This is a genomic window from Plantactinospora sp. CNZ320 (genome assembly GCF_002846275.1).
In genome coordinates, this window is sequence record NZ_PJMP01000001.1 from 1,875,238 (window position 1) to 1,898,704 (window position 23,467).

A 23,467-nucleotide genomic window follows, 5' to 3' on the forward strand; every position below is an offset into this window, starting at 1 on the left:
TCAGATCCAGCGCCCTGCTGCCCGTGGATGCACAGCACCCGGATCCAGGACGGCAGCCTGTGTCGTCCGCCGGTGGAGACCGGACCTCCGGACCTTCCGCACCACCGACAGCCGACCGGCGACCGTCGCTCAGGTGTGCTCAGGTACGCCCGCTGGTCGGGCTGGGACGGCGGCGGTGTGGCGGAGCTGCCACCAGCCCAGTACGCCGTACCAGACCATGACGGGTAGGTGGAGACCGTAGCCGAGCTGCTCCAGCGTTGCCGACGGGCCGTCGAGCCCGGTGGTCCACGGCAGAAGTACCCCGGCGAGGCCGGAGGCAGCCGCGGCCGGGCCGGTGCGGCGAAGCGCGGCGGGCAGCGGTACGCCGAGCACGGTGGTGATGGTCGCGGCGACCCAGAGCAGCCCGGCCAGGTTGACGGCCCACTTGGCGGTGACGAGGACCGCCCGGGCCACCTCGGCTGTCGTCGGCTCGGCGGGTTCGGCCGCCAACTGGGTCAACCCGAGGTTTCCCGCGTCGTGCAGCAGACCCGCCAGCCCGGCGCAGGCCAGCAGTCCGCCGGCGAGCGTGACCAGGTGCGGTCTGCGGCCGGCGGGGCAGGCCGCCACCACGAGCCCGGCCGCGAGGAGGGCGAGCCAGCCGACGACATCGAGGCCCAACCCGATCAGATGCGACGCGACCCGGGCGTTCACCGCTGCCAACACGGCGCTGGGATCGGCCGGATTCAGGGTCAAACCCGATGGCACGACAACGGCCACCCCGGCGAGCATGGCCAACAACGAGACAATCAGCAGCACGCCTGTCAACCGGGCGGCCGAGCGATGGTGAGCGGGACTCATGACGGCACGCTAGGACCCTGACACACGGAGAAGGTCAAGGCGGCAGGAGGATGGCGTGTGGCGGATCGGTGAGCTGGCGCGGATGGTCGGGATCTCCGAACGCGCCCTGCGGCACTACGACAGGATCGGGCTACTGGTTCCGGCCACGGTGGACGGCGTGACCCGCTACCGGTGGTACGGGGTGACCGAACTGGCCCGGCTGGAACGCATCCGTGGACTACAGGACCTCGGCCTGTCACTGCGTCAGATCGCCGAGGTCCTGGACGCCCCCGACACGCAGCTACAGCAGGCGTTGGCCGAGACCGTGGCCGCCCTTCGACGCGACATCGCGATCAGGTCCGCGGCCGTGGCCATGGCCGAGGAGCAGCTCGGCACACCGACGTCGGTGCTGCCGCAGAAAGCCACGGTCGGCGCGCGCCGTCTGCACGTCCGCCACCTGCGCATCGACCACCCGTCCGCGCTGGCCACGCTCTGCCCGCCAGCCCCGACGACCCTGCTCACCTGGCTCACCGGGCAACCCACCGGGGACTTCGCCGTGGCCGTCGCCGTCGAGCGGGGCGGCGAACGACTCGACCTGCCCGCCCGTACGGTGGTGCGAGCCGTCGTGCCACCCACGACCGGAGTGGTCCGGGCCGGACTCGACCTGTTCGACTGGCTGCGCCGTCGGGGCCTGACCGTCGCCGGACCCACCCTGGAGGAGCACCTCGTCGACGCCGACCACGCCGCCGCCACGATCCTCGAGGTACCGGTGCGGGCGGGACACGAACGGATCGGGGCTACTGCGGCGCCAGCCGGGCGATGAAGGCATCTGCCGCTGGCGTCGGCCCCAGCCGGCTCCAGACCAGGTGCTCGACGCGATACGACGTGTCCACGACGGGAACGACGGCGACGCCGGGCAGCCGCACCGCATAGCTGGAGGCGAGGAGGGCGACGCCGAGACCCTCGGCCACGAACCGCGCCATCACGTGCGGGTCGGTGATCTCGAAGGCGACCGTTCGCTCCAGGCCGGCGGCGGCGAACGCCCGGTCAGCCTGGACCCGGCCACTGCCTCCGGCGAGAAAGTCGACGAACTCCTCGGTGCAGATCTCCGCCAGCCGGATCCGCTTGCGGCGGGCGAGCCGGTGACCGGGCGCCAGCAGTGCGGCCAGCGGGTCGCGGGCGAGCTGCCGGCCGTTCAGGTCCGGAATCTCGCTGCCCTCGGGCAGACCGAGGAACGCGATGTCGAGCGCACCGTCGCGGACCCGGTCGACCAGGTCGTCGCTGCCCCGGGTCAGCAGGCTGATCCGCACCTGCGGGTACTCCTGATGGAAGAGCCGCAGCTCGGCCGGCACGTCGACCGCCGCCACCGTCGGGATCATGCCGACGGCGAGCCGGCCCCGGATCTCGCCGGTCGCCGCGAAGACCTCCGCCTGCGCGCGCTCCGCCGCCGCGAGGCACTCGCGGGCCGCCGGCAACAGGGCTGCGCCGGCCGGCGTCAACGCCACCGACCTGCTGGTCCGGTGGAAAAGTCGCGCGCCGAGCTCCTGTTCCAGCTTCGCGATCTGGTGACTCAACGCCGACTGTACGACGAAGCACCGCTCGGCGGCGCGGGTGAAGTTGCCGAGTTCGGCCACGGCGACGACGTACCGGAGCTGCTGGAGGTTCACCCGTCAATCGTCAATCACGATCGAACGTATGACAACAATGTATTGGACTCATAACTGGTGCCGCCGCAGGGTGGTGGAATGGGAACTTCCACCGGCGCGCGGACGCTCGCCACGGCTCTCGCTCCGGCGGTGTGGGGCACGACGTACATCGTGACTACCGAACTCCTGCCCGCCGGCCACCCCTTCTTCGCCGGCCTGCTCCGATCGCTGCCGGCCGGCCTCGTCGTGCTGGCGGTGCTCCGGGTGCTCCCCCGTGGCGTGTGGTGGTGGCGCTCGCTACTGCTCGGCGCCCTCAACATCGGGTTCTTCTTCCCGCTGCTCTTCATCTCGGCCGAGCGGCTCCCCGGCGGTGTCGCAGCCACGCTCGGCGCGACCCAGCCGCTGGTCGTGGCGGCTCTCGCGGTGGGCATCCTGCGGGAGTCGCCGTCGTGGTGGCGAATCGGCTGGGGGATCGCCGGAGCCGCCGGAGTCGGCCTCGTCGTCCTCGGCCCGCAGGCTGGTCTGGACCCGATCGGCCTCGTCGCCGGACTCGCGGGCGCGTTGTCGATGGCGCTCGGTGTCACGCTTACCAAGCACTGGCGGACCGACGAGGTGAGCCCGGTCGCGCTCGCCGGCTGGCAGTTGACCGCTGGCGGGCTGGTCCTGCTCCCGCTGACCGCGCTCCTCGAAGGCCGTCCGCCCGCCGTCGACCTCCCCGCGGTGGGCGGTTACCTGTGGCTCGGGCTGGTCGGCGGGCTCGCGGCGTACGTCCTCTGGTTCCGTGGCATCGCCACGCTGCCCGTCGCCGCCGTCGCGCTGCTCGCACTGATCTCGCCGCTGGTCGCCGCCGCGCTCGGCGCCGTCCTCCTCCGCCAGACCTTCGGCCCGATCCAGGCGGTCGGCTTCGCGCTGGCACTCACCGCGCTCGCGGCCGGGCAACTGTCCGTCGGACGCGGCGGAGGTGGCGACACAGCCGCACGACCCCGGCCGGCCGGACCTGTTCGACGCCGGACCGCGACGACCGTGCGAGATGGTCAGGACCTGCCGATCCCCGGTGCCGCCACGGCACACCCGCACGCTGCCGCGTCGGCACACCCGCACGCTGCCGGCGAGGCTGGTCAGCACACGCCCGAGCGACAGTACTCGACGAGAGCCTGCTGACCGCCGGCCGATCCTTTAGCCACCCCGCCAGCCTCGACGGTGGCAGCCGCACCCGAATTTGACACCGCAGCGCAGAAGGGCCGGCCCCAGCGGGCCGGCCCTTCCCTGGCGTCAGTCGTCGGTACGTGCCGAGATCGTCAGTACGTGCCGAGGTCCTGCCACGGGCCGTTCGGATCACCCGGCTGCTGGTTGCGGGTCCACCACTTGGCCTTCCAGGTGTGGCCGTCGTGCGCGACGGTCTCGCCGCCGGTGTAGATCCACGACGCGGTCCAGGCCCGGACACCGGCCCCGGCAGCCGGGACGAGGGCGCCCCGTTCCAGCCAGGCGCCGGTCGCGGTGCTACCGGGCTTCTCGTTCTGCGTCCACCACTGGGCGAGGTAGACCGCCCCGTCGTAGGACACCTGGTCGCCGCTGTCGTACACCTTCTTCGAGTCCCACGCCGGAACCGCCGGCTCCGGTTCGACGAGCGTGAAGGTCACCGTCGTGACGTTGCCCGCCACGTCGTACACCTTCAGCTCGTTCGCCCCGAGCACCGCCCCGAACACGCCGGGCTTCACCCCGTTGAGGTCGGAGTAGGTGTTGTCGGTCAGGTCCTTCGCCACCCCGTTCAACGTGAGCCTGTCGACCTTGCCCGCATCGAACAGCTTGAACGACACCAGCTCGTAGCCGGTCGCGGGCGTGCCGACCGTCTCGGTGGCGCCGTCCTTCACCGTCACCGTCGGGCCGGTGACATCGAGGACGAAGGTGAGCGTCGTGACGTTGCCCGCCACGTCGTACACCTTCAGCTCGTTGCTACCGGCCTTGCCACCGAACCTGCCCGGCACGACCTCGTTGAGGTCGGAGTAGGTGTTGTCGGTCAGGTCCTTCGCCACCCCGTTCAGGGTGAGCCTGTCGACCTTGCCCGCGTCGAAGAGCTTGAACGAGACACTGCGGTAGATCCCGTCCCTGCCCTGCGACTCCGGCTTCACAGTGATCGTCGGAGCGGTCTTGTCGGGTGCGGCCGGCACAGCGATGTCGGTCCGCATCGCGGGCAGCTCGGCCTCGTCGCCGAGGTAGAAGCTGGCGAACCCGAACTGGTCGTAGCCGGTGTTCTTGTTGGCCACCCCGAGGCGATACATCGGGTCGTGCATCAGGGTGCGGATGCCGTACTCGGTCGGCGACAGGGTGGTGACGATGGCCAGCCGGTTGTTGGACGCGCGGAGCACGAGTTCCTCGCGCCAGTCGCCCAACAGGTCGGCCTTGAGGGTCGAGGTGCTCTTGTTGCCGGTCGAGGTGAGACCGGTCGCCAGATACGGAGTGGTCGCGAAGGTCAGGTCGTCGACAGTGCTGATGGTCGCGCCGCTGGCGGCCATCGCCGTCAGGCCACCGCCGAACCAGATGGCGTACTGCCCACTGCTCAGGTTGCGGTTGCCGTTGAGCAGCTCGCCGGTGACCATGCTCCGGGCACCGTTCTGCGAGTGTCCCTGAGCACCTGGCCAGCGGTTGGAGAAGTTTCCGGCCACCGCGCCCTCGGCGTCCGTGCCGGCGTACACGCCGTAGACGAGCGAGTTCTCGTGGACGATCTCCCCCTGGGCGTTGCGCCGCTTGCCCTTCATCGGGTCGTGTGCCTCCGGGCCGGGTATCCAGCCCAGTTGCCTACCGGTACGGATGTCGTCCAGCAGGTTCTCCTCGCTGCCGGACCACATCCGGATGTTGTTCTCCTTGTCGACCGGGAGCAGCGCGCTGCGGTCGCCGTGGCGGAGCGGAGCCCAGATGTTCTGCGGGTTGTTCCGGACCGCCTCGGTGGCGAACTCGAAACTGCCGGCCACCGGAGGAACGCTGTTCTGCCCCTCGATCGTCGGCATGGTGTCGCCGTTGATCACCTCGGGCAGGATCTTCGTGCCGTCGGCGTTCAGTTCGAGGACCATGGCCTTGATCACGACCTCGTCCCGGCCGTCGCCGTCGAGGTCACCGGACGAGGTGTGGTGGTTGCCGCGGTTCTGGTAGTCGTAGGCGCTGCCGCCCAGCGACCAGTACTGCGGGTCGGCCGAGTCGAAGCTGGCCTGCAGGACGACCTTGCCGTCGACGATCCGGAACGCGGCCAGGGTCGTCCTGGCGTAGTAGCCCCGCTGGGAGACCGCGTACTGGTGCTTGCCGTCCAGGGCTGCCACGACGCCGACGTAGCGGTTGCCGCGGTTGCCCTGCGCGTCGCCCCACACGGCCGCCTTCCACGGGTGCTCGAGCCAGTACGCCTCGGAGGGAGCCATCATCTGCGACTTGTAGTCGGCGGGGCCGCTACCGGCACCCGGGCCGGGGAAGGCCAGGTAGGAGTAGTTGCCGCGCTGGGTGGCCGGCGTCATGGCCCAGTTGTCGCCGTCGACGCTGCCCGCGTAGGGGTGTGGATACCTGGCGCTGTCCAGGAGTACGCCCTTGCCGGCACCGGCGTCCCACTTGAAGGCCGAGAAGAACTCCTGGTCGTCCTTTGCCGGACCGATCGGACCGACGTGGTACGTCTTGATCCACCGCTTGAGGGCCGGATCGTTGACTCCGTCGTTGCCGCCGCCGGCCACCGGGCTGCGGTAGCTGATGGTGAAGCTGTTCAGCAACGACCAGTAGGTGTCGAGCGACGCGGTGTCGCCGTTGGTGAAGTACTCGACGAACTTGTTCGTGGTCGTCTTGAGACCGTCCTCGCCGCCGACGACGGTGTCGAGGGAGTTCGGGTACACGACGGACTGCGACGCCTCGTCCCAGTTGCCGATGCGGGTGCCGAGCCCGGTCTTGAGCATCAGCTCGGCCTTGCCGTCACCGTCGAAGTCCTCGCTGAACAGGGTGGTCTCGTGGTCGTTGGCCGCCCTGACGTTGTAGCCCATGTCGACCCGGAACAGCAGGGTGCCGTCGAGCTTGTACACGTCGACGTACTCCGGGGCGGTGGTGGTGTTGCTGCCGCCGAAGATCGGCTCGGAGTACATCGGGTCCTGCTGGGTGCTGCGCCACTTGACGACGATCTCGTACTCGCCGTCACCGTCGAAGTCCCCCACAGTCATGTCGTGGGTGGTGTAGGGGCTGCTCTGGGAGGTGTGGATCGCACCGGTGCTGGTCTTCGCGTACGGAAGCGACGTACCGGAATCCAGGTTCTGCACGTACTTGACGAACTCGGCTTCCAGTTCCTTGTAGAGCGCCTCGGTGATCTTGCCGTTGACCAGGGAGTTCGTCACCGGCCGAGGGGCGTTGTAGGTGGCGACCCCGAGCGCGTTCGGGGTGGTGTTGTGCTCGTTGAGCCTGGCGACCCAACCGTCCAACTTCTCCTGGGTCACCGTCGCCTGGTCGTCGTACGCCACCCGGAACTCGCGGAGCAGATTCATGTCGACGACGTACCAGTTCTGGTTTCCGGTGTCCGGGATGACCATGTTGGCCGCGCTCAGGTTGGCACCCGGGCCGAACCGCTGCCCACGGTAGGTGAAGTGCGCCAGCGGTACGGGAGCCGGCGCGGGCTTGAGCGGGATGTAGGTGGCCGCTCCCCGGTTTGCCTGGCCCGTCTGGCCGGGCAGTGCCGAGAGCATGGGCACGCTCATGCCCTGCCGCTCACCCTCGACGCCGTTGACGACCGGAGCGACCTCGTAGCCTGAGGTGAGCGTGCCGTCGGGGTCGGTGTAGTTGGACGGGGTGACGTCTTCCTTGACGATGCCGGGGTTCGTCTCGTAATCGCTTTCGGGCTGGACATCCCTGGGTGCGATCGTGGCTATCTTCGCGAAGTCGGCATCACCGTCTTTGCGGTAGACGTTCCAGGAGATGCCGTCAGGTTCGTTGCCCAGGAAGCGCCAACTCAGCAATATGCCGTCGGAGGTCTGGGCGGCGACCAGGCCACGGGTCAGGTACTCCATCTGGCGCAGGCTGGAGGCAGGGGCAGCGCTCGCAGCCGGAGAAGCGACGCCGGACAGGGACAGACTCAGGACCAGTGTCAGGGGCAAGGGTACGAGGGTACGCAGTGTCTTTCGCACTATTAGTTCCCATCTCGCATCGCCCTTCGTTGGGCAAGCGCTTTCCCCGCATCTTGCCCCTTACCGCGCAATCACGCAAGATCCAAGTTTGGCCAAAAACGGCATCACCAAGTGCCCCGTCCAGGGCGACCCACCCGTTCGTTCGACGCTTGCGGAGGGTGCCCCCGAGTCAATCGAATCCTCGTACATCTAAATAGATGCTCCTGTGTGGAGCGGCGCTCGACGCGAATAGCGAGCGGAGCCGACGGGTGTTCCCGATCCCGCGACAGGGCCGCTTTCCTGCCGCTACGCCGCCCCGGTCGATGCGCGACGACCACGCTTCCCGGGCTCACCCACAACAATCGAGTCGAATGTTTCGATGCGGACTTCTTCCGCCTTCGGCAGGCGGCCCGCCCGGGTGCCCGCGAGGAGATCTCCCGCCGGCACCGCCCCCTGGCCACCGTGTCCGGCGGCGAACTCATCGCCGCCCACCCTCGACCGCCGCGCCCGGACGTCGCCGCACCGCCCGTCGTTGACGGATCCCATATCGATGAGTATCCTCATACGTCATATGATAGAGATCGACATAAGTCGAAGTCTACGACCGGCTTCGTAACGAAGTCCATGACGATTGGGCCACGGCGCGCACCCCGAGCCGAAGGTGGAAACCAGACCCCTCCGCCACGCGGTGCACCCGGTCGACATCTGATTCGCCCTAACTCATCGCGGTCACTGTCGGACCGCCGAATCGCACCTCGTATGGAGGGCCCCGTGAAGCGTGCCATCACCTCCGCAGCCGTCTTCGCCGCAGCCCTGCTGCTGGTATCCGGCTGTTCGCCAGGATCGGAGAGCGACTCGTCCCCCGGGTTCGAGTTCTGGTCATTCACCGGAATCAACCAGAAGGCCGATGTCGATGCCTACACGAAGGCGCACCCCGACGTATCGATCAAACTCACCGAAGTGGGCAGCACGAGCGAGACCGCGCAGGCACTCACCGCGGCACTGGCCGGCGGCAAGGTGCCCGACCTCGTGTTGATCCAGGGTGACGACCTGCCGAAGTTCATGCAGTCCCCGGAGAACTTCGTGGACCTTTCCACGCTCGGCGCCGACAAGATGAAAGACGACTATCTCGACTGGGTGATGAAGCAGTCGATGACCGATGACGGCAAGGTGATCGGGATACCGACCGACGTGGGCGGCATGGCGATCGCGTACCGCCGGGACCTGTTCGCGGCCGCGGGTCTGCCCACCGACCGGGACCAGGTCTCCAAGCTGTGGCCGACCTGGGACGCGTTCGCGGAGGTCGGCAAGCAGTACGTCCAGGCCACCGGCAAGCCGTTCCTGGACAACACGCCGACGAGCATCTTCTTCCAGGCGGTCAACCAGGGGACAGAGCGCTACTACGACGCGGATCACAAGCTGTCGTACGACCGCAATCCGCAGGTCAGGGCCGCGTTCGAGCTGACCCTGAAGATCTTCGCGACAGGCATCTCGGCCAAGCAGAGCTCCTTCTCGACCGGGTGGACCGCGGGCATGAGCAAGGGCGAGTTCGCCGTCGTCTCCGCCCCGTCGTGGATGCTCAACTCGATCCGTACCAACGCGCCCGGCACCGCCGGCAAGTGGGATATCGCCACCATCCCCGGCGGCTCGGGAAACTGGGGTGGTAGCTATCTCGCCATTCCCAAGCGGGCGAAGAACCCGAAGGCGGCCTGGGCCTACATCAGCGAGATGCAGTCCCCGGCCGGGCAGCTCGCGCACTTCCTGTCGCAGGGCTCCCTGCCCACGACGCCGTCCGTCTACTCGGACGCACAACTCGTCGGCAGGACCGACCCGTTCTTCTCCGGCGCGCCGATCGGCAAGATCTACACCGAGTCGGTCGTGAACATCAAGCCGTTCTACATCGGTCCCGACGACGCCACCATCGGGTCGGAACTGCTCAACACCCTGACCAGCGTCGAACAGGGCAAGGTCGAACCGGCGAAGGCATGGGAAACCGCGCTGACCAACGTGAAAAATGCCCTCCGCGGCTGACCGGACGACTGGTGGTGCGCGGTCGGCACCAGCCGACCGCCGCACGCCGGGGAGGCGATCGCTGTGACCACCACGGTCAGCCCGGCCACGGCAACGGAGGCCAGCCCGCCACCGACCGGTCACCGGTACCTGCGGCAGGGCCTGCGCGAGCGACTCGCGCCGTACGCCTACGTGGCGCCGTTCTTTCTCCTCTTCTTCGTCTTCGGTCTCTTCCCGCTGCTGTTCACGTTCTACGTAGCCCTGTTCGACTGGGACCCCATCGGCGAGCGGCACTTCGTCGGGTTGGCCAACTTCGCGCAACTCGGCGACGACCCCCGGTTCTGGGGCGCGATGCGCAACACCTTCAGCATCTGGGTACTGTCGACGGTCCCGCAGTTGCTGCTCGCGCTCGGCATGGCGCACCTGCTCAACCACGTACGGCTACGGGCGGCCGCGATGTTCCGGATGTCGGTACTGGTCCCCTACGTCACGTCGGTGGCCGCGACGACTATCGTCTTCGCCCAACTGTTCGACCGCGACTACGGCATGCTCAACTGGTTCCTCGAACTGCTGGGCTTCTCGCACGTCGACTTCACGGCGTCGGTCTGGGGCAGCCACCTCATGATCGCCACGATGGTCGCCTGGCGGTGGACCGGCTACAACACCCTGCTGTACCTCGCCTCGCTCCAGGCCGTACCCCGGGAACTGTTCGAGGCCGCCGCCGTCGACGGCGCCAACGGCTGGCAGCGGTTCCGGCACGTCACCATCCCGGCGCTGCGGCCGATCATCGTCTTCACCGTCGTCACGTCGACGATCGGCGGACTACAGATCTTCACCGAGCCACTGCTTGTCAACCCGGTGGGCGGACTCACCTGCGGAGCGGCCCGGCAGTGCCAGACCCTCACCCTCTTCCTCTACGAGCAGGGGTTCGGCCGGTTCCATTTCGGCTACGGCTCCGCCATCGCCGTCGCGCTGTTCGTCATGGTCGTGATCGTCGCCGCGATCAACTACCTGTTGGTCACCCGGATCCGTTCGGAGCGCCCATGAATCCCGCATCCGCATCCGCAGCCTCGTCGACCACCGGGCGGGCACCGCGCCGCCGACACCGCGTCAACCAGGTCCCGTTCCTGGTGTACGTGGTGCTCGGCGCCATGGTCTTCCTCAGCGTGTTCCCGCTCTACTGGATGTTCGTGGTGGCCACGACGGATTCGGCCACCGCGACGAGCCTTCCACCGCACGTCCTGCCAGGCGGCAACTTCCTCTACCTGGCGAACCTGGTCTTCGAGACCGTGCCGTTCGTGCAGGCACTCGTCAACAGCCTGGTCGTCTCCACCGCGATCGGCGTGGGTCAGGCGGTGCTCTGCGCGCTTGCCGGTTTCGCCTTCGCCAAGCTGCACTTCCGGGGCCGCAACACGCTGTTCCTCATCGTCGTGTTGACCATGACCGTGCCGGCCCAGCTCTCGGTCATCCCGCAGTACCTCATCATGTCGGAGCTCGGCTGGGTCGACACCCTCCAGGCGCTTATCGTCCCCGGGCTGGTGAGCGCCTTCGGCATCTTCTGGATGCGTCAACACATGAGTGCGACCCTCGACGACGACCTCCTGCACGCCGCCCGGGTCGACGGCGCGACGACCTGGCAGGTCTTCTGGCGCATCGCGTTCCCACTGGTTCGCCCCGCCGCATTCGTGCTTGGGCTGTTCGGGTTCGTCAACGCCTGGAACGACTTCCTGTGGCCGTTCATCGTGTTGAAGTCTCCGGAGCGGTACACCGTGCAGATCGCCATCAAGGCCCTGCAGAACAGCCGGGACATCGACCTGGGCCTGGCCATGTCGGGCTCGTTCCTGGCCACGCTGCCGCTGCTGGTGTTGTTCGTCTTCGTCGGGCGGCGCCTGGTGCAGGGGATCATGGAGGGCGCGTTCAAGGGCTGATCAGCGCGGGTTCCCGTCCCCGGGCTGTCGCGCTGCTCACGGCTGCCCGCCCCTGCGGCCACCGCCGGCTGCCGCGAGATCGCCGACGGTGTCGGGCCGGCCGTCGTCGGTACACGGATCGCCGTGACCGCGACGGCCGGCCCGGGAGGCGACGTCGGTGCCGTCAACGGGTGGGGTTGTCGGCCGTGACGTCGTCGTCGAGGGCGGCTCCTACCGTTGCTGGAACTGCCACCAGTCGAGGTTGAGCAGATAGCCGCTCCCGCCGGCGAATCGCAGGTACAGGTCCTGGGTGCCGGTCGCACCGCTTGTCGGGCAGGTGACGGTCGTCCAGGTCTGCCAACCTCCGGTGCCCGGCACGGTGCAGGTGCCTACGAGCGTGCCGTTGCTGCCGCCCAGGCGCAGCTCGATCCGGCCACCGCTGGTCGCCGAGGCGACTCGGGCGCTGAGCGAACCGGCACCGGCGCCGAAGGCCACGCCCTTGACCTTGATCCAGTCGCCGTTCTCGATCCAGCCGACGTTCATGCCGCCGCCGCTGGCCGGCTCGGTCTCCACACCTGATGCCCAGGCGATCGTCTCGGCCTCCTGCCGGACGTAGGGGTTCAGGGTGCCGATCTGGGGCGCTCCCGCCGAGGTCATGTTGATGATCGGAATCGTGCCGTCGGCGTTGTAGTTGAACCTTTCCACCGCCACGGATCGGGTGAAGCCACCGCCGCCGGGCAGCGCACCGTTGTGATAGAAGAAGTACGATCCGCCGTTGTAGTCGATGATGCCGGGGTGGTTGGTGAAGCTGCTGCCCTGCCGGGGCATGACGGTGCCACGATAGGTCCACGGCCCGGTCGGCCCGGGGGCGGTCGAGTAGCCGATGAACTCCGAGCAGCATTCCGCCGCGAAAACGTTGTAGTACAACCCGTTCCGCTTGTAGACCCAGGGGCCCTCCTCGTAGAGGGTCGGCCGGCTCGAGTTGCCGCTCCGGGCGCCGAAGCCCGCAGCGGTGAGCGGAATCTGCGTCGGACCGCCGGAAATCGAGATCATGTCACTGTTCAGCCGCACGTACCACAGATTCGGGTTGCCCCAGTACAGGTACGCCTGCCCGTTGTCGTCGATGAAGGCGGCCGGATCGATCTCGCCGTTCTCCACGAGTGGACGACCGAGCGCGTCCCGGAACGGCCCGGTGGGGCTCTCCGACACGCCCACCCCGATCGCCATCCGGCCGGTCGCCCGGTTCTTCACCGGTACGTACCAGTAGAACCTGCCGTTGCGCTGGATGGTGTGTCCGGCCCACGCGTCGGCGCTGGCCCAGCTGAAGGTGGCCAGGCTCATCGGCGAGCCGTGGTCGGTCCAGTTCACCATGTCGACCGACGACCACACCCGCCACTCGCGCATGGTGAAGTACGTCGAGCCGTCCTCGTCGTGACCGGTGTAGAGGTACACCCGGCCGTTGTGCACCAGCGGGGCCGGATCGGCCGTGTAGATGGTCTGCACGATGGGGTTGTCCGCCCGGGCCGTCCCGGGGAGCAGCATCGCGAGACACAGCAGCGCGGAGATCGCGGCTATGCCGCGGGTGGTCGCTGCGCGGATGGCGGGTTTCGACCTCATTCGTTCCTCCTCGGGGCGCGCGCTCGGCACACGCGCGGTCGATTCGTCGCAGGTGCTCCTCGCGGCTGTCGTCGCGAGTCGTCGTCGCCGGCCCGGGCCGGCGCGGAGTTCGTCCGCTCCGCGCCGACCCTCCCCCCGGCACGGCGGTCCAGCGGACACGCCGGCCTCGCGCCGGCTATCCGACGCGGACGAGTTGCCATTGCTGGTTGTTGCCACCCCAGTCGGCGTACTGCACGATGTTCCCGCCGTCGTTGAGAGCGGCGCCCTGCACCTCCAGCACCTTGCCGCTGTTGCGGTTGATCAGCCGGAGGTAGCCGCCCGCCGGATCGGTGGGCCGGAACTGCTGGTTCGTCCCGTTGTGATCGGTCCACTGCACCACCGCAGCACCATCCGCGGTGGAGGCGTTGGCGACGTCGAGCACCTTGCCCGAGTGCCGGGACCGGAGCCGGTAGTAGCCGCCACCGGAATCCACGAACTGCCACTGCTGCCAGGCACCGTCGTTACGGGCCCACTGGGTGATCCGCGCCCCGTCGTTGGTGGCCATGTTGTACACGTCCAGGGCTCGACCACTGTTGCGGTTGACCAGCACGTACCAGGCCGACGTGTCGATCTGGCCCGGGTTGGGGACGCTGCCGCCGTTCAGTGCGGTGAGCACCGCGTCGTAGGCGGGCTTCTTGTTGCCGTTGCCGTCGAAGAGCAGCGGGTTCTGCCCGGTACGCCATGAGTCGGTGTCGCGGATGCCCCAGACGGTGATGCCGGTGCAGCGGGCGACGGCGAGACAGGCCCTGGTGACGGTGCCGTAGACGCTGGCCTGGTTGGAGCCTGAGATGTCCAGCTCGGTGATCTGCACGTCGACACCGAGGTCGGCGAAACGTTGCAGGTTGGCCTGGTAGTCGCTGGGCACCGAGTTGCTCAGATGCGACTGGAAGCCGACGCAGTCGATCGGCACCCCCCGGGACTTGAAGTCGCGCACCATGTTGTAGATGCCGGTGGACTTCGCGTTGATCCCGTCGGTGTTGTAGTCGTTGTAACAGAGCCTGGCACCCGGGTCGGCGGCGTCCGCGGCGCGGAAGGCAGCCTCGATCCAGTCGTTGCCGGTGCGTTGCAGGTTCGAGTCCCGCCGCCCGCCCCCGCCGCCGTCGGCGAACGCCTCGTTCACCACGTCCCAGGAGTGGATCTTTCCCCGGTAGTAGCTGGCGACCTGCGTCACGTGGTTGATCGCCGCGTTGCGCAGCGCACTGCCGGACATGCCCTCCGCCCAACCCGGCTGCTGGGCGTGCCAGAGCAGCGCGTGACCCCGCACCGACATGCCCCGGGACCGGGCGTGGTTGACGATCCGGTCCGCGTTGGTGTAGCTGAACCGGCCCTGCTGCGGCTCGGTCGCGACCCACTTCATCTCGTTCTCGGCGGTGACGCTGTTGAACTCACGGTTCAGGATCGTCATGTACGTGTTGTCACCCATTCGGCCGGCCGCGATGGCCGCGCCGAAGTACCGGCCCTTCTCCGCCGCCGAGGCGCCCAACGTGGTACCGGCGCTGGCGGGACTCGCGACCTGCACCGCCAGGCCGACCCCGAGCAGTCCGGTCGCCAGCAGTGACGGGACGAGTCTCGTCCACCACCGTCGCCGGGGAGGTCTGTTTGGATATCCGCGTTCGTTCATGGGTCAATAGCCTCTCGACACTGGTGACAGGGCAGCGTTCTGCCCGATGAGGACACGCCCGTCCTCACATACGTTGCCCATTTGTGAGCGCTCACACGCTGCTACCTCAGGCCCGGACTGAGGAAGGATCCATAGCAGGAGAGCGCTCACATTGATATATGGAGATTGCCAGATTGTTTCGAAGGCTTCAAGAGGGTATCCGGGGACACCTACGGGAAATCGACGCTCTGCCCGCTGCGGACCTTGGAGGAACTCGGTCGATAACACTTTCCCGTTGGCGGGGCGGAAACTGCGAAGATGCAGAGCCGCGGCGACTTCCTGTTATGCGGACAGGTGAGAAACAGTCCCCGGCCCGCTCACTGGTCGGGTTCCGCTCCGGCCGGCCGGTGACCCCTGATCCGCCCCGCCACCCGGGTCAGCTCGCCAGGTTCCACACCTGGTTGGCGCCGCCGTGGCAGGCCCAGAGATGGATTTTCGTGCCATTCGCGGTGGCATTGCCGCTCGCATCGAGGCAGAGTCCGGACTGCACGCCGGTGATGGTGCCGTTGGCGTTGACGTTCCACTGCTGGTTCGCCTGGCCGTTGCAGTCCCAGATGATCGCCAGGGTGCCGTTGGCCGTACCCTGCCCGTTGGCGTCCAGGCACTTGTTGCCGTACACGGTCAACTGCCTGCTCGCGGTGTAGGTCCACCGCTGGTTCGTCCCGCCGTGGCAGTCCCAGAGCTGCGCCTGGGTGCCGTTCGTGGTACTCGAACCGCCGATCTCGAGGCAGCGGCCGGACTGGCCCCCGACGATCCGCACGTTCTGCTGCCCGCTACCGCTCTGCGGCCCGGCGGCCGACATCACGGCCTGGGCGCCCGAGGGCCAGTTGCCGTTCGTCACCGTGACGTTGCCGGAGACGACGTTGCCCCGGTCGCCGTTGGTGACGTTGGTGCTGCCGTTCGTCGACCAGTTGTTGGTGACGGTGAAGTTGCCCATGTTCTCGGCGAACCAGTAGTTGGCGGTCGCCCAGGTGCCGGTGGCGGAGAAGACGTTGTTCCGGGCGGTGTAGTAGCGGGAGCCCTCGTCGAAGTAGATCCCGAAATAGCCGTTGGTACGCAGGCAGTAGTTGTCGCTGATCAACCCGCCCGGGTTCGCCGACAGCGTGTAGATGCAGCCGCCGTCGTTCATCTGCTGCATCACGTCGTGCACGTAGTTGCCGACCAGCCGGTTGTTGCTCGCGGTGGTGGCCGTGGCGTATCGCGGCTGGTAGTTGTACAGGCCCCGGTCGGCGTAGTGGTTGCTGCCCCCGGCGTCGTTGGAGCCCCAGCCGTAGCCCATCGACATGCCGGTGTAAGGCATGTTGTAGACCTCGTTGTACGAGACGGTGGCGTTGGTGACGTAGGTGGTCAGCACCGACACGATGCCCCGGTGTTCCACGCCGAGATCGTGCAGCCGGTTGTTGCTGATGGTGATGTCCCGGTTGACCATCCGCTGGTCGCTGGGATGGTGCGCGTCCGCCCGCACGCCGCCGACGACGATGCCACCGGCCGAGTTGCGGGCGATCTCCGACCTGGTGACGGTGATGTTGCTGGTGCCGAGCCCGACCCCGCTGGTGTGCGCGTTGGCGTCGTTGCCGATGCCGACTGCCGTCTGCCCGAGGTTCACGAACTGGGAGTCGGTGAAGGTGATGTTGTTGGCGGCCGAGACCTGTACGGCGGCGGGCGACTGGAGCCAGTTCGGTCGGGTGGCCTCGAACTGCGGACAGCCGTTGTGGCAGGAGCTGAAGCTGGGCCAGCTCCAGTTGCCCGCGATGTAGGCGCCGGTCTGCTGGTCCACGTAGCCCTGGTTGCTGCTCGGCCCGAGCCAGCTCGTACCGGTGAAGGTGATCCCGCTGAAGGTCATGTGGTGGGCGGGTGCGTCGTAACTGCCGCCGACGTTCACCAGGGACTGGAGGGTCGGCAGTTCCACACTGACGTTGCTCATGTTCTGGCCGGCGAGCGGGATGTAGGACAGGGCTCCGCTGCCCGGGTCGAGATGCCATTCCCCGGGCGCGTCCAGGAATTCGTAGGCGTTGCTCAGATAGAGCGGACCCGCCCGGTGCGGGCTGGTGAAGGTGTCGTACCCGAAATTGTTGTTGCTCCAGCCGGGCTGCTGCATCGTGATCAGGTTTCCACTGATGCTCTGCACCGAGACGTACCGGTCGGTGAACGAGTTCACGCTCTCCATCTGGATCCGGTTCTCGTTGGCCAGGTTGTTGAGATAGCTCAACCCGCTGTTGGTGAACCTCATGCCGGTGCTGTCCGCGGTGAAGTCGGCCCGGTTGACCTGGGTACGCGCCCGGGTGGCGATGGCGCCGTTGACGTAGAGCTGCCGGCTGTCGACCCCGGCGCCGACGTTGGCCCGCCAGATGTTCCGGCCGGCGTCGACGAGGGACCAGCCGGTCACCGCCCGGGCGCCGCTGATCACGGGACGGGCCGACGGGGCCGCCTGCCACATCACCCGGTACCCGTTCGTGCCCGAGTCGGCGGCCGTGAACCGGAGCGGTGCGGGAAGTCGGTACACCCCGTCGGCCAACTCGACGACGATGTCGCCGGACATCGCACCGGTGCGCGAGCGGACCGCGCTCTGTGCGCCGCTCAACGAACACGGCGCGGTGGCGGTGCACGCGGAGCCACTGCCGGAGGGCGAGGCGTAGAGGGTGGTGGTCGCCGCGAGTGCGGGGGCGGCCGAGGTGGCCAGGACGGTCGCGGCGGCCAGCGTGGTCAACGCCGCCGCCGCAGCTCCGACCAGCACCCGCCGCCGGGCAGCGGGAACTGAGGGTACGGACACGGGAGGTCTCCTTGCCTGGATGGGGGTGGTGTGGTGTGGCCGATGATCCAGCTGTGGCTGGTCGACACTGCGCGGTTGTCGGCGCTGAGCAGGAGCCGCCACCGACAGCGGGCGGGGCCGGACGGCCACGCCGGGAACCAACCGCAGCGCCGCGAAGGCGGCACCGGTAACTCGACTACGAAAAGTTCATCATACGAATGATGTATTTGCAAGAATCAATCGAGTTGACCGGAGCCCTCACCTGCATCGGCAGGCGGGAGGGTTCGCGGTCAGCCAAGGATCCGCCGGAGATGAGCCAGGCCGTCCCGGGCGAGTCGATCCTGCGACGGGGCGAGCGGACGCCAGATCGACGCGGCGGTGGCGATGGTCTCGTTCTCGGCGGTGAACGACTCGATACAGACCGCACCCCGGTAGCCGGTGGCGGCCAGTGCGGCGAAGAAGCGGGGCCAGTCGAAATGGTCGGTACCGGGAGCACCCCGGTTGGTGCCGCTGACCTGGACATGCTTGACGTACGGGCCGGCCAGGCCGAGCGCCGCGTACGGGTCGGCTTCCTCGATGTTCATGTGGTACGTGTCGATCATGATGCCGACATTCGACGGCAGGCCGTCGAGCAGCTCCAGCGTCTGCTCGACGGTGTTGACGACACTCGTCTCGTACCGGTTGAGCGCCTCCACCCCGATCGACACGCCCCGCTCGCCGGCATGGTCGGCGACCGGCGCCAGCGCCCGGCGGAAGTCCGCGTAACAGGCCGCGCGGGCCGGCTGGGTCATCCGCCAGGTCCGGCCGACGGCGGCGTAGACCGGACCTCCCACGCACGGCGCGCCCACCACTGCCGCGCTGCGCACACACTCCTTCAGGTACGCCACGGTCGCCTCGACGACCGCCGGGGCGGCGTCCACGAGGTCACGCCCGGGTGGGGTGACCGCGCAGACGCCGGCCGCGGCCAGACCGTGCGTCGCCAGCAGGTCCCGGGTGCGGACCGGATCCCAGTCCCCGGGCTGTTCGATCGGCAGCTCGACCGCGTCGAAGCCGAACGCGGCGATCCGTGGCACCAGCTCGGCCAGGGCCGCGTCGTCGACCGGCGAGGTCCACACCCAGGGATTGACGCCGATGGCGTACAAACCGAACCTACTTCCAGCGCTGCGGGTATCCGGGCAGGTCGGTGCAGCCGCACATCGCGTAGTGCAGTGGTGGCATCGCCGGGTCGAGATAGCTGTCCAGGTTCTCCCGGGTGATCGTCGGCTGAGGCAGTTTCCACGGGTTGGCGACCTGCTGCCCGTCGAGGATCCGCAGTGCGGCGATGATCGGCGTACGCCACTGGTAGGTCGGGTAGGTCGGCGCGATCGCGGTGAGGTTCCGGTCCTTCCAGATCTTCAGGAAGTCGAGCTGGTCCTCGCCGTTGATCGGCGGCACCGGCTTGCCCGCGTCCTGGAAGGCCTCCACCGCCGCCACCGCGACCGCACCGGCGTCCATCCAGACGCCGTCGATGGTGCCGTGCCGCTGGAGGTAGTCGTTCACGATCTTCTTGGTCTTGGCCGGGTCGCCGTCGGTGAACTCGACTCCGATGACGTCGATCTTCGCCTTGTCGAAGACGACCTTCGCGGCGGACCACCGGGTCTCCAGGACGTCGACGCCGGGCAGGATCCGCAGCGCGAGCACCTTGCCGCCGGGTTTCACCCGCTGGCTGACGAACTCGGCTCCGACGTGGCCGAACCCGTACCCGCCGATGGGGTTGATGAACGTCACCGGGCACTCCGTGTCGACGCCGCGGTCGAAGACGACGACCGGCAGGCCGGCCCGGCAGGCCGCCTCGACGGCCGGGGTGAGCGTGGCGGTGGTGTTCGGCGAGACGATGAGCGCGTCGCAGCCCCGGCCGAGCAGGTCGTTGATGTCCGCGATCTGCTTCTGGTCCCTGCCCTCGGCGTCGATGTGCACGAACTCCCTGATCCGGCTCCGCTGGGCTTCGACCTCGGCCTGCATGGTCTTGAACCCGACCTGCCGCCACGGGTTGTTCAGTGCCGCGTTGGAAAAGCAGATCTTGTGCGGGCCGGGCTTCTTGAACTTCGCCGTCGGCACCATCGTCGGGTTGAGCGCCTGCTCCCACGGCTTGTCGGCCGGCCCGGTCGGCGCGGCGGCGAGCAGTGATAGTTCGTTGTCGTAGTCGGCCTGCACGAAGAACCTGGACTGCTCCCCCGTGCCCGCCCCCGCAGCGCCGGTGGAGGTGCCCGACGGCGTTGCGGCCGGCTCGTCGGTGGCACAGCCGGCGAGCGACAGCAGGGTGACCGCGGCCAGGGCCGCCAGATGACGTCGCACTGTCAATTCCCCTTATCTGGACGAGAAACGCAGGGCCGAGACCGCCACGGCGCAGAGGATGATCGCGCCCTGGACGGTCGGTCGTAGGGCGCCGGAGACGCCGTAGAAGTTCAGGAGGGCGAAGAGCAGTTCGAGGGTCAACGCGCCGAGCATCGCCCCGAGCACCGAACCGCGACCGCCACCCAGCGCGACGCCGCCCAGGACGACCGCGGTGATCGCCCCGAACTCCAGGCCGGCGCCGGCCTGGAACGAGACGCCGCCGTAGCCGCCGAGGAGGATCGCCGCGACCGCCGCCGCGACTCCGCTCAGCACGAAGGCACCGGTCCGGGTACGCCAGACCCGCACCCCGGTCAGCTCGGCCGTACGCGGATTGTCGCCGACGGCGACGAGTGTGCGGCCGTGGTCGGAGCGCATCAGCAGTACGGCCAGCGCGGCGAGGACCAGCAGCACGACCAGGGCGTACGGGACACGGCCGAGCACCGGCACGTCCTCGAACCCGCGCCGGCCGAACTGGCGGAACTCCTCGGAGAGCCCGCCCTTCGGCGCACCGTCGGACCAGAAGTACACCGCGCCGACGAGGATCAGGAACATGCCGAGGGTGGTGATGAACGAGGGCACCCGCAGCCGCGTCGTGACCAGACCGTTGACCAGCCCGACGAGCGCACCGCCGACGAGCAGCACGAGTACCACCGGCCAGGTTCGGGACGGCTCGCTGTCGATGAGCCGGGCGGCGACGACCACCTGGGCGGTGACCAGGGAGCCGACGGAGAGGTCGAACTCGCCGGAGACGATCACGAAGTACTGGCCGGCGGCGAGCAGGATGATCGGCGCCGAGCGGCCGAGAAACGACATCAGCGACGGCGGGGTCAGAAAGTCGGGCTGCCGGGCCGCGACGAGCACCAGCAGCACCACGAGGAGCGCCAGGATCGGCAGGATGCCGCCGGCACGGGGCCGCAGGATCCGCAGCGCGGGGCGTTGGACGGTCTGCATGACTAGGAGTCCGCCTTCCGCACGGCCCGGTGGGCGTAGACGGCGACCGCGATGATGATGACGGCGCCCCGGACCACCTGCTTGAAGAAGGCGTCCACCTCTAGTTGGTTGAAGATGGCGTCGATGCTGGCGAGCAGCAGCACCCCGCCGACCGTGCCGACGACACCGCCGCGACCGCCGGCGAGGGCGGTGCCGCCGAGCACCACCGCGGCGATCGACTCCAGGTCGTAGAGGCCCTCGGTGCCGACCCGGGGCGCACCCGCACCGAGCCGGCTGGCGAGGTAGATCCCGGCGAGTCCGGCGCAGAGCGCGCAGAGCACGTGGGCGGTCACCAGGACCCGGTCGGTGCGTACGCCGGAGAGCCGGGCGACCTCCGGGTCACCGCCGACCGCGACCAGGTGGTGACCGAACCGGGTCCGCGAGAGCACGACCCAGGCCGCTCCGGTGACGGCGACCAGCAGCAGGAAGGAGAGCGGTACCGGACCGACGCGCTGGTACCCGAGGGTCTGCACAAGCGACTGGGCGGTACGGCCGGCAGGGCCGTCGTAACCGTTGTCGAGGTACCCCTTGAGCAGCAGCCCGACGCCGAGGGTCGCGATGAACGCGTTGATCCGCAGTTTGGTGACGAGCAGCCCGTTGAGCAGCCCGATGCCGGCGCTCACGGCGAGCGCCAGGCCGACCGCCGGCAGCAGCGCGCCGTCGCGGCCGTCCATCGTCTCGGCCGCGACCAGGGTGCTGAGGCTGACCACGTACGCGACGGAGAGGTCCAGCGAGCCGCCGAGGATGACCAGGGTCTGACCCACGGCGACGAGCCCGAGCCCGGCGGCGACGTGCAGCAGGCTCACCGTGGTCGACTGGTTGAACAGTTGGCCGCCGTCGATCGTCACGACCAGCCAGCCGATCGCGAGGACGATGGTCAGGGCCAGGAACACGCCGGGTACGGGCCGTCGGGCCGGCAGCAGCGGCAGGCCACTCACCGGGCCGCCTCTGTTCGCGACTCCGGGGCTCGCAGACCCGGCTCACTCCGCACGCTCACGCGACCGCCTCCGGTACGGTCCCGAGCGCCAGTGCGACGACGTCCTCCTCGGTCGCGCCGCCGGGCAACTCGCCCGCGACGCGGCCGTGCCGCATCACGATGATCCGGTCACTCATCCCCAGCAGCTCCGGAAGGTCGGACGAAATCATCAGGACCGCCGCACCGTCACGGGCCAGGCGGCGGACGAGATCGTGGATGGCCGCCTTCGCCCCCACGTCGATGCCCCGGGTCGGCTCGTCGAAGAGCAGGACGCGCGGCTCGATGGCGAGCCACCGGGCCAGCACGACCTTCTGCTGGTTGCCGCCGGACAGGAAGCGGATCTCCTGGTTCTCGTCGGCGGCCCGCACCTGCATAGCGGCGAGCAGCTCGCGGACCCGCACAGCCCGGGCGGTGCGGCCGGACCGGGCCGAAACGACTGCGCGGCTGGCGAGCAGCGCGTTGTCGAGCACGGACTGCCGGGCGACGATGCCTTCGCCCTTGCGGTCCTCGGTGACGTAGGCGATGCCGGCCCGGATCGCGGCGCGCGGCGAGCGCAGCCGGACCGGCGTGCCGTCGAGGGTGACCTCGCCGGTGGTGAAGGGGTCCGCGCCGAAGAGCGCCCGGGCCAGCGCCGACCGCCCGGCACCCTGGAGGCCGCCGACGCCGAGCACCTCACCCGCCCGCAGTTCCAGGTGCACCCCGCGCAGCTTCCGGTTCCCTCCACCGTGGACGGTGAGCCGGACCGGACCGCGCTCCTCGGGGCCGGCCCGGTCCGGGTAGTAGCTGGACAGTTCCCGGCCGACCATGTGCCGGACCAGTTCGTCGGCGGTGGTGTCCGGGGTGCGCAGGGTGGTCACCTGGCGGCCGTCCTTGAGTACCGTGATCCGACCGGACAGGTCGAAGACCTCGGCGAGCCGGTGCGAGACGTAGAGCAGGCCGATGCCCCGGTCCTGTAGCCGGCGTACCAGCCCGTACAGCAACTCGACCTCGTGGTCGGCCAGCGCCGCGGTGGGTTCGTCCATGATGAGCAGCCGCGCGTCGAGGGCGAGCGCCTTGGCGATCTCGACGACCTGTTGCTGCGCGACGCCGAGACGTCCCACCTGGGCGTCGGCCGGCAGCGCGGTCTCCCCGATCGAGGCGAGCAGTTGGCTGGTGCGGCGCAGCATCTCCCGGCGGTCGACCAACCCTCGGCGTCGCGGCTCGTGGCCCAGGTACACGTTCTCCGCGACGGTGCGCGCCGGCAGCAGGTTGAACTCCTGGTGGATCATGCCGATGCCGGCACGCTGTGCGTCGCGCGGACCGCGGAAGGCGCGTGCTGCACCGGCGAACTCGATGGTGCCCCCGTCCGGGAGGTATCCGCCCGACACGATCTTCATCAGGGTGGACTTTCCGGCGCCGTTCTCACCGACGACGGCGTGCACCTCGCCCGGCCGGACGTCGAGGTCGACACCGTCGAGGACGCGTACCCCGAGGAACGACTTGCCGATGCCACGCAGGACGAGCAGCGGCACCGGTGGTGGATCTGACATCACAGGGGCCCTTACAGAAAGTAGTGACCAATAAGGCG

General features: G+C 68.7%; 17 protein-coding genes. 5 read left to right on the forward strand and 12 right to left on the reverse strand.

Translation table 11 applies throughout. The features are described 5' to 3' along the window. Nucleotides 1-129: 129 nt before the first annotated feature. Nucleotides 130-837, reverse strand: coding sequence for a hypothetical protein (locus tag CLT71_RS08075; RefSeq protein WP_101366562.1), 708 nt, complete (start codon nucleotides 835-837; stop codon nucleotides 130-132). A gap of 55 nt (nucleotides 838-892) precedes the next feature. Between CLT71_RS08075 and CLT71_RS08080 the strand changes: the two genes are divergently transcribed. Then, the gene (locus tag CLT71_RS08080; RefSeq protein ID WP_101366563.1) at nucleotides 893-1,639 is read left to right on the forward strand and encodes a MerR family transcriptional regulator; all 747 of its coding nucleotides are present in this window, start codon (nucleotides 893-895) and stop codon (nucleotides 1,637-1,639) included. Here the strand turns inward: CLT71_RS08080 and CLT71_RS08085 are convergent. Next, nucleotides 1,614-2,483, reverse strand: a complete 870-nt coding sequence (locus CLT71_RS08085) for a LysR family transcriptional regulator (RefSeq protein WP_101366564.1) — start codon at nucleotides 2,481-2,483, stop codon at nucleotides 1,614-1,616. The two genes, CLT71_RS08080 and CLT71_RS08085, sit on opposite strands and share 26 nt — an antisense overlap. A 78-nt stretch (nucleotides 2,484-2,561) precedes the next feature. On the opposite strand from CLT71_RS08085, the gene CLT71_RS08090 reads away from it, so the two are divergent. Further along, entirely contained in the window at nucleotides 2,562-3,623 is a 1,062-nt protein-coding gene (locus tag CLT71_RS08090; protein WP_101366565.1) for an EamA family transporter, read from the forward strand. A 137-nt stretch (nucleotides 3,624-3,760) separates the two neighbouring features. On the opposite strand, the gene CLT71_RS37405 is transcribed toward CLT71_RS08090, so the two are convergent. Then, nucleotides 3,761-7,483 (reverse strand): rhamnogalacturonan lyase family protein, encoded by a 3,723-nt coding sequence (locus tag CLT71_RS37405; RefSeq protein WP_199187552.1) that lies wholly within the window; start codon nucleotides 7,481-7,483, stop codon nucleotides 3,761-3,763. Between the two features lie 402 nt (nucleotides 7,484-7,885). Continuing rightward, the gene (locus CLT71_RS08100) at nucleotides 7,886-8,143 is read right to left on the reverse strand and encodes a hypothetical protein (RefSeq protein ID WP_101366566.1); all 258 of its coding nucleotides are present in this window, start codon (nucleotides 8,141-8,143) and stop codon (nucleotides 7,886-7,888) included. A 207-nt stretch (nucleotides 8,144-8,350) separates the two neighbouring features. Between CLT71_RS08100 and CLT71_RS08105 the strand changes: the two genes are divergently transcribed. The 3 genes from CLT71_RS08105 to CLT71_RS08115 all read left to right on the forward strand — a co-directional run bounded on the left by CLT71_RS08105 (nucleotide 8,351) and on the right by CLT71_RS08115 (nucleotide 11,517). Then, nucleotides 8,351-9,610, forward strand: a complete 1,260-nt coding sequence (locus CLT71_RS08105) for an ABC transporter substrate-binding protein (protein ID WP_101371254.1) — start codon at nucleotides 8,351-8,353, stop codon at nucleotides 9,608-9,610. Nucleotides 9,611-9,673: 63 nt separating this feature from the next. After that, on the forward strand, nucleotides 9,674-10,636 hold the full coding sequence (locus tag CLT71_RS08110) for a carbohydrate ABC transporter permease (RefSeq protein WP_101366567.1): 963 nt from the start codon (nucleotides 9,674-9,676) through the stop codon (nucleotides 10,634-10,636). Further along, on the forward strand, nucleotides 10,633-11,517 hold the full coding sequence (locus CLT71_RS08115) for a carbohydrate ABC transporter permease (protein WP_101366568.1): 885 nt from the start codon (nucleotides 10,633-10,635) through the stop codon (nucleotides 11,515-11,517). Before CLT71_RS08110 ends, CLT71_RS08115 begins: the two co-directional genes overlap by 4 nt. Nucleotides 11,518-11,727: 210 nt before the next feature. On the opposite strand, the gene CLT71_RS08120 is transcribed toward CLT71_RS08115, so the two are convergent. The 8 genes from CLT71_RS08120 to CLT71_RS08155 all read right to left on the reverse strand — a co-directional run bounded on the left by CLT71_RS08120 (nucleotide 11,728) and on the right by CLT71_RS08155 (nucleotide 23,429). After that, complete coding sequence (locus CLT71_RS08120; protein ID WP_101366569.1) at nucleotides 11,728-13,113, reverse strand: glycoside hydrolase family 43 protein; 1,386 nt, start codon at nucleotides 13,111-13,113, stop codon at nucleotides 11,728-11,730. A gap of 175 nt (nucleotides 13,114-13,288) precedes the next feature. Continuing rightward, nucleotides 13,289-14,773, reverse strand: coding sequence for an endo-1,4-beta-xylanase (locus tag CLT71_RS08125; protein WP_101366570.1), 1,485 nt, complete (start codon nucleotides 14,771-14,773; stop codon nucleotides 13,289-13,291). 415 nt (nucleotides 14,774-15,188) lie between these two features. Beyond that, nucleotides 15,189-17,582 carry an RICIN domain-containing protein gene (locus tag CLT71_RS08130; protein WP_101366571.1) on the reverse strand — a complete coding sequence of 798 codons (2,394 nt, stop codon included), beginning with the start codon at nucleotides 17,580-17,582 and terminating at the stop codon, nucleotides 15,189-15,191. 269 nt (nucleotides 17,583-17,851) lie between these two features. Further along, on the reverse strand, nucleotides 17,852-18,703 hold the full coding sequence (locus CLT71_RS08135) for a sugar phosphate isomerase/epimerase family protein (protein WP_101366572.1): 852 nt from the start codon (nucleotides 18,701-18,703) through the stop codon (nucleotides 17,852-17,854). A 7-nt stretch (nucleotides 18,704-18,710) separates the two neighbouring features. After that, nucleotides 18,711-19,895, reverse strand: coding sequence for a type 1 periplasmic-binding domain-containing protein (locus CLT71_RS08140; RefSeq protein ID WP_486483136.1), 1,185 nt, complete (start codon nucleotides 19,893-19,895; stop codon nucleotides 18,711-18,713). 12 nt (nucleotides 19,896-19,907) lie between these two features. Continuing rightward, complete coding sequence (locus CLT71_RS08145; protein WP_101366573.1) at nucleotides 19,908-20,885, reverse strand: ABC transporter permease; 978 nt, start codon at nucleotides 20,883-20,885, stop codon at nucleotides 19,908-19,910. Between the two features lie 2 nt (nucleotides 20,886-20,887). Next, a complete protein-coding gene (locus CLT71_RS08150) occupies nucleotides 20,888-21,862 on the reverse strand; it encodes an ABC transporter permease (RefSeq protein ID WP_101366574.1) in 975 nt (324 codons plus the stop codon). Between the two features lie 55 nt (nucleotides 21,863-21,917). After that, nucleotides 21,918-23,429, reverse strand: coding sequence for a sugar ABC transporter ATP-binding protein (locus tag CLT71_RS08155; protein WP_101366575.1), 1,512 nt, complete (start codon nucleotides 23,427-23,429; stop codon nucleotides 21,918-21,920). Nucleotides 23,430-23,467 lie beyond the last annotated feature (38 nt).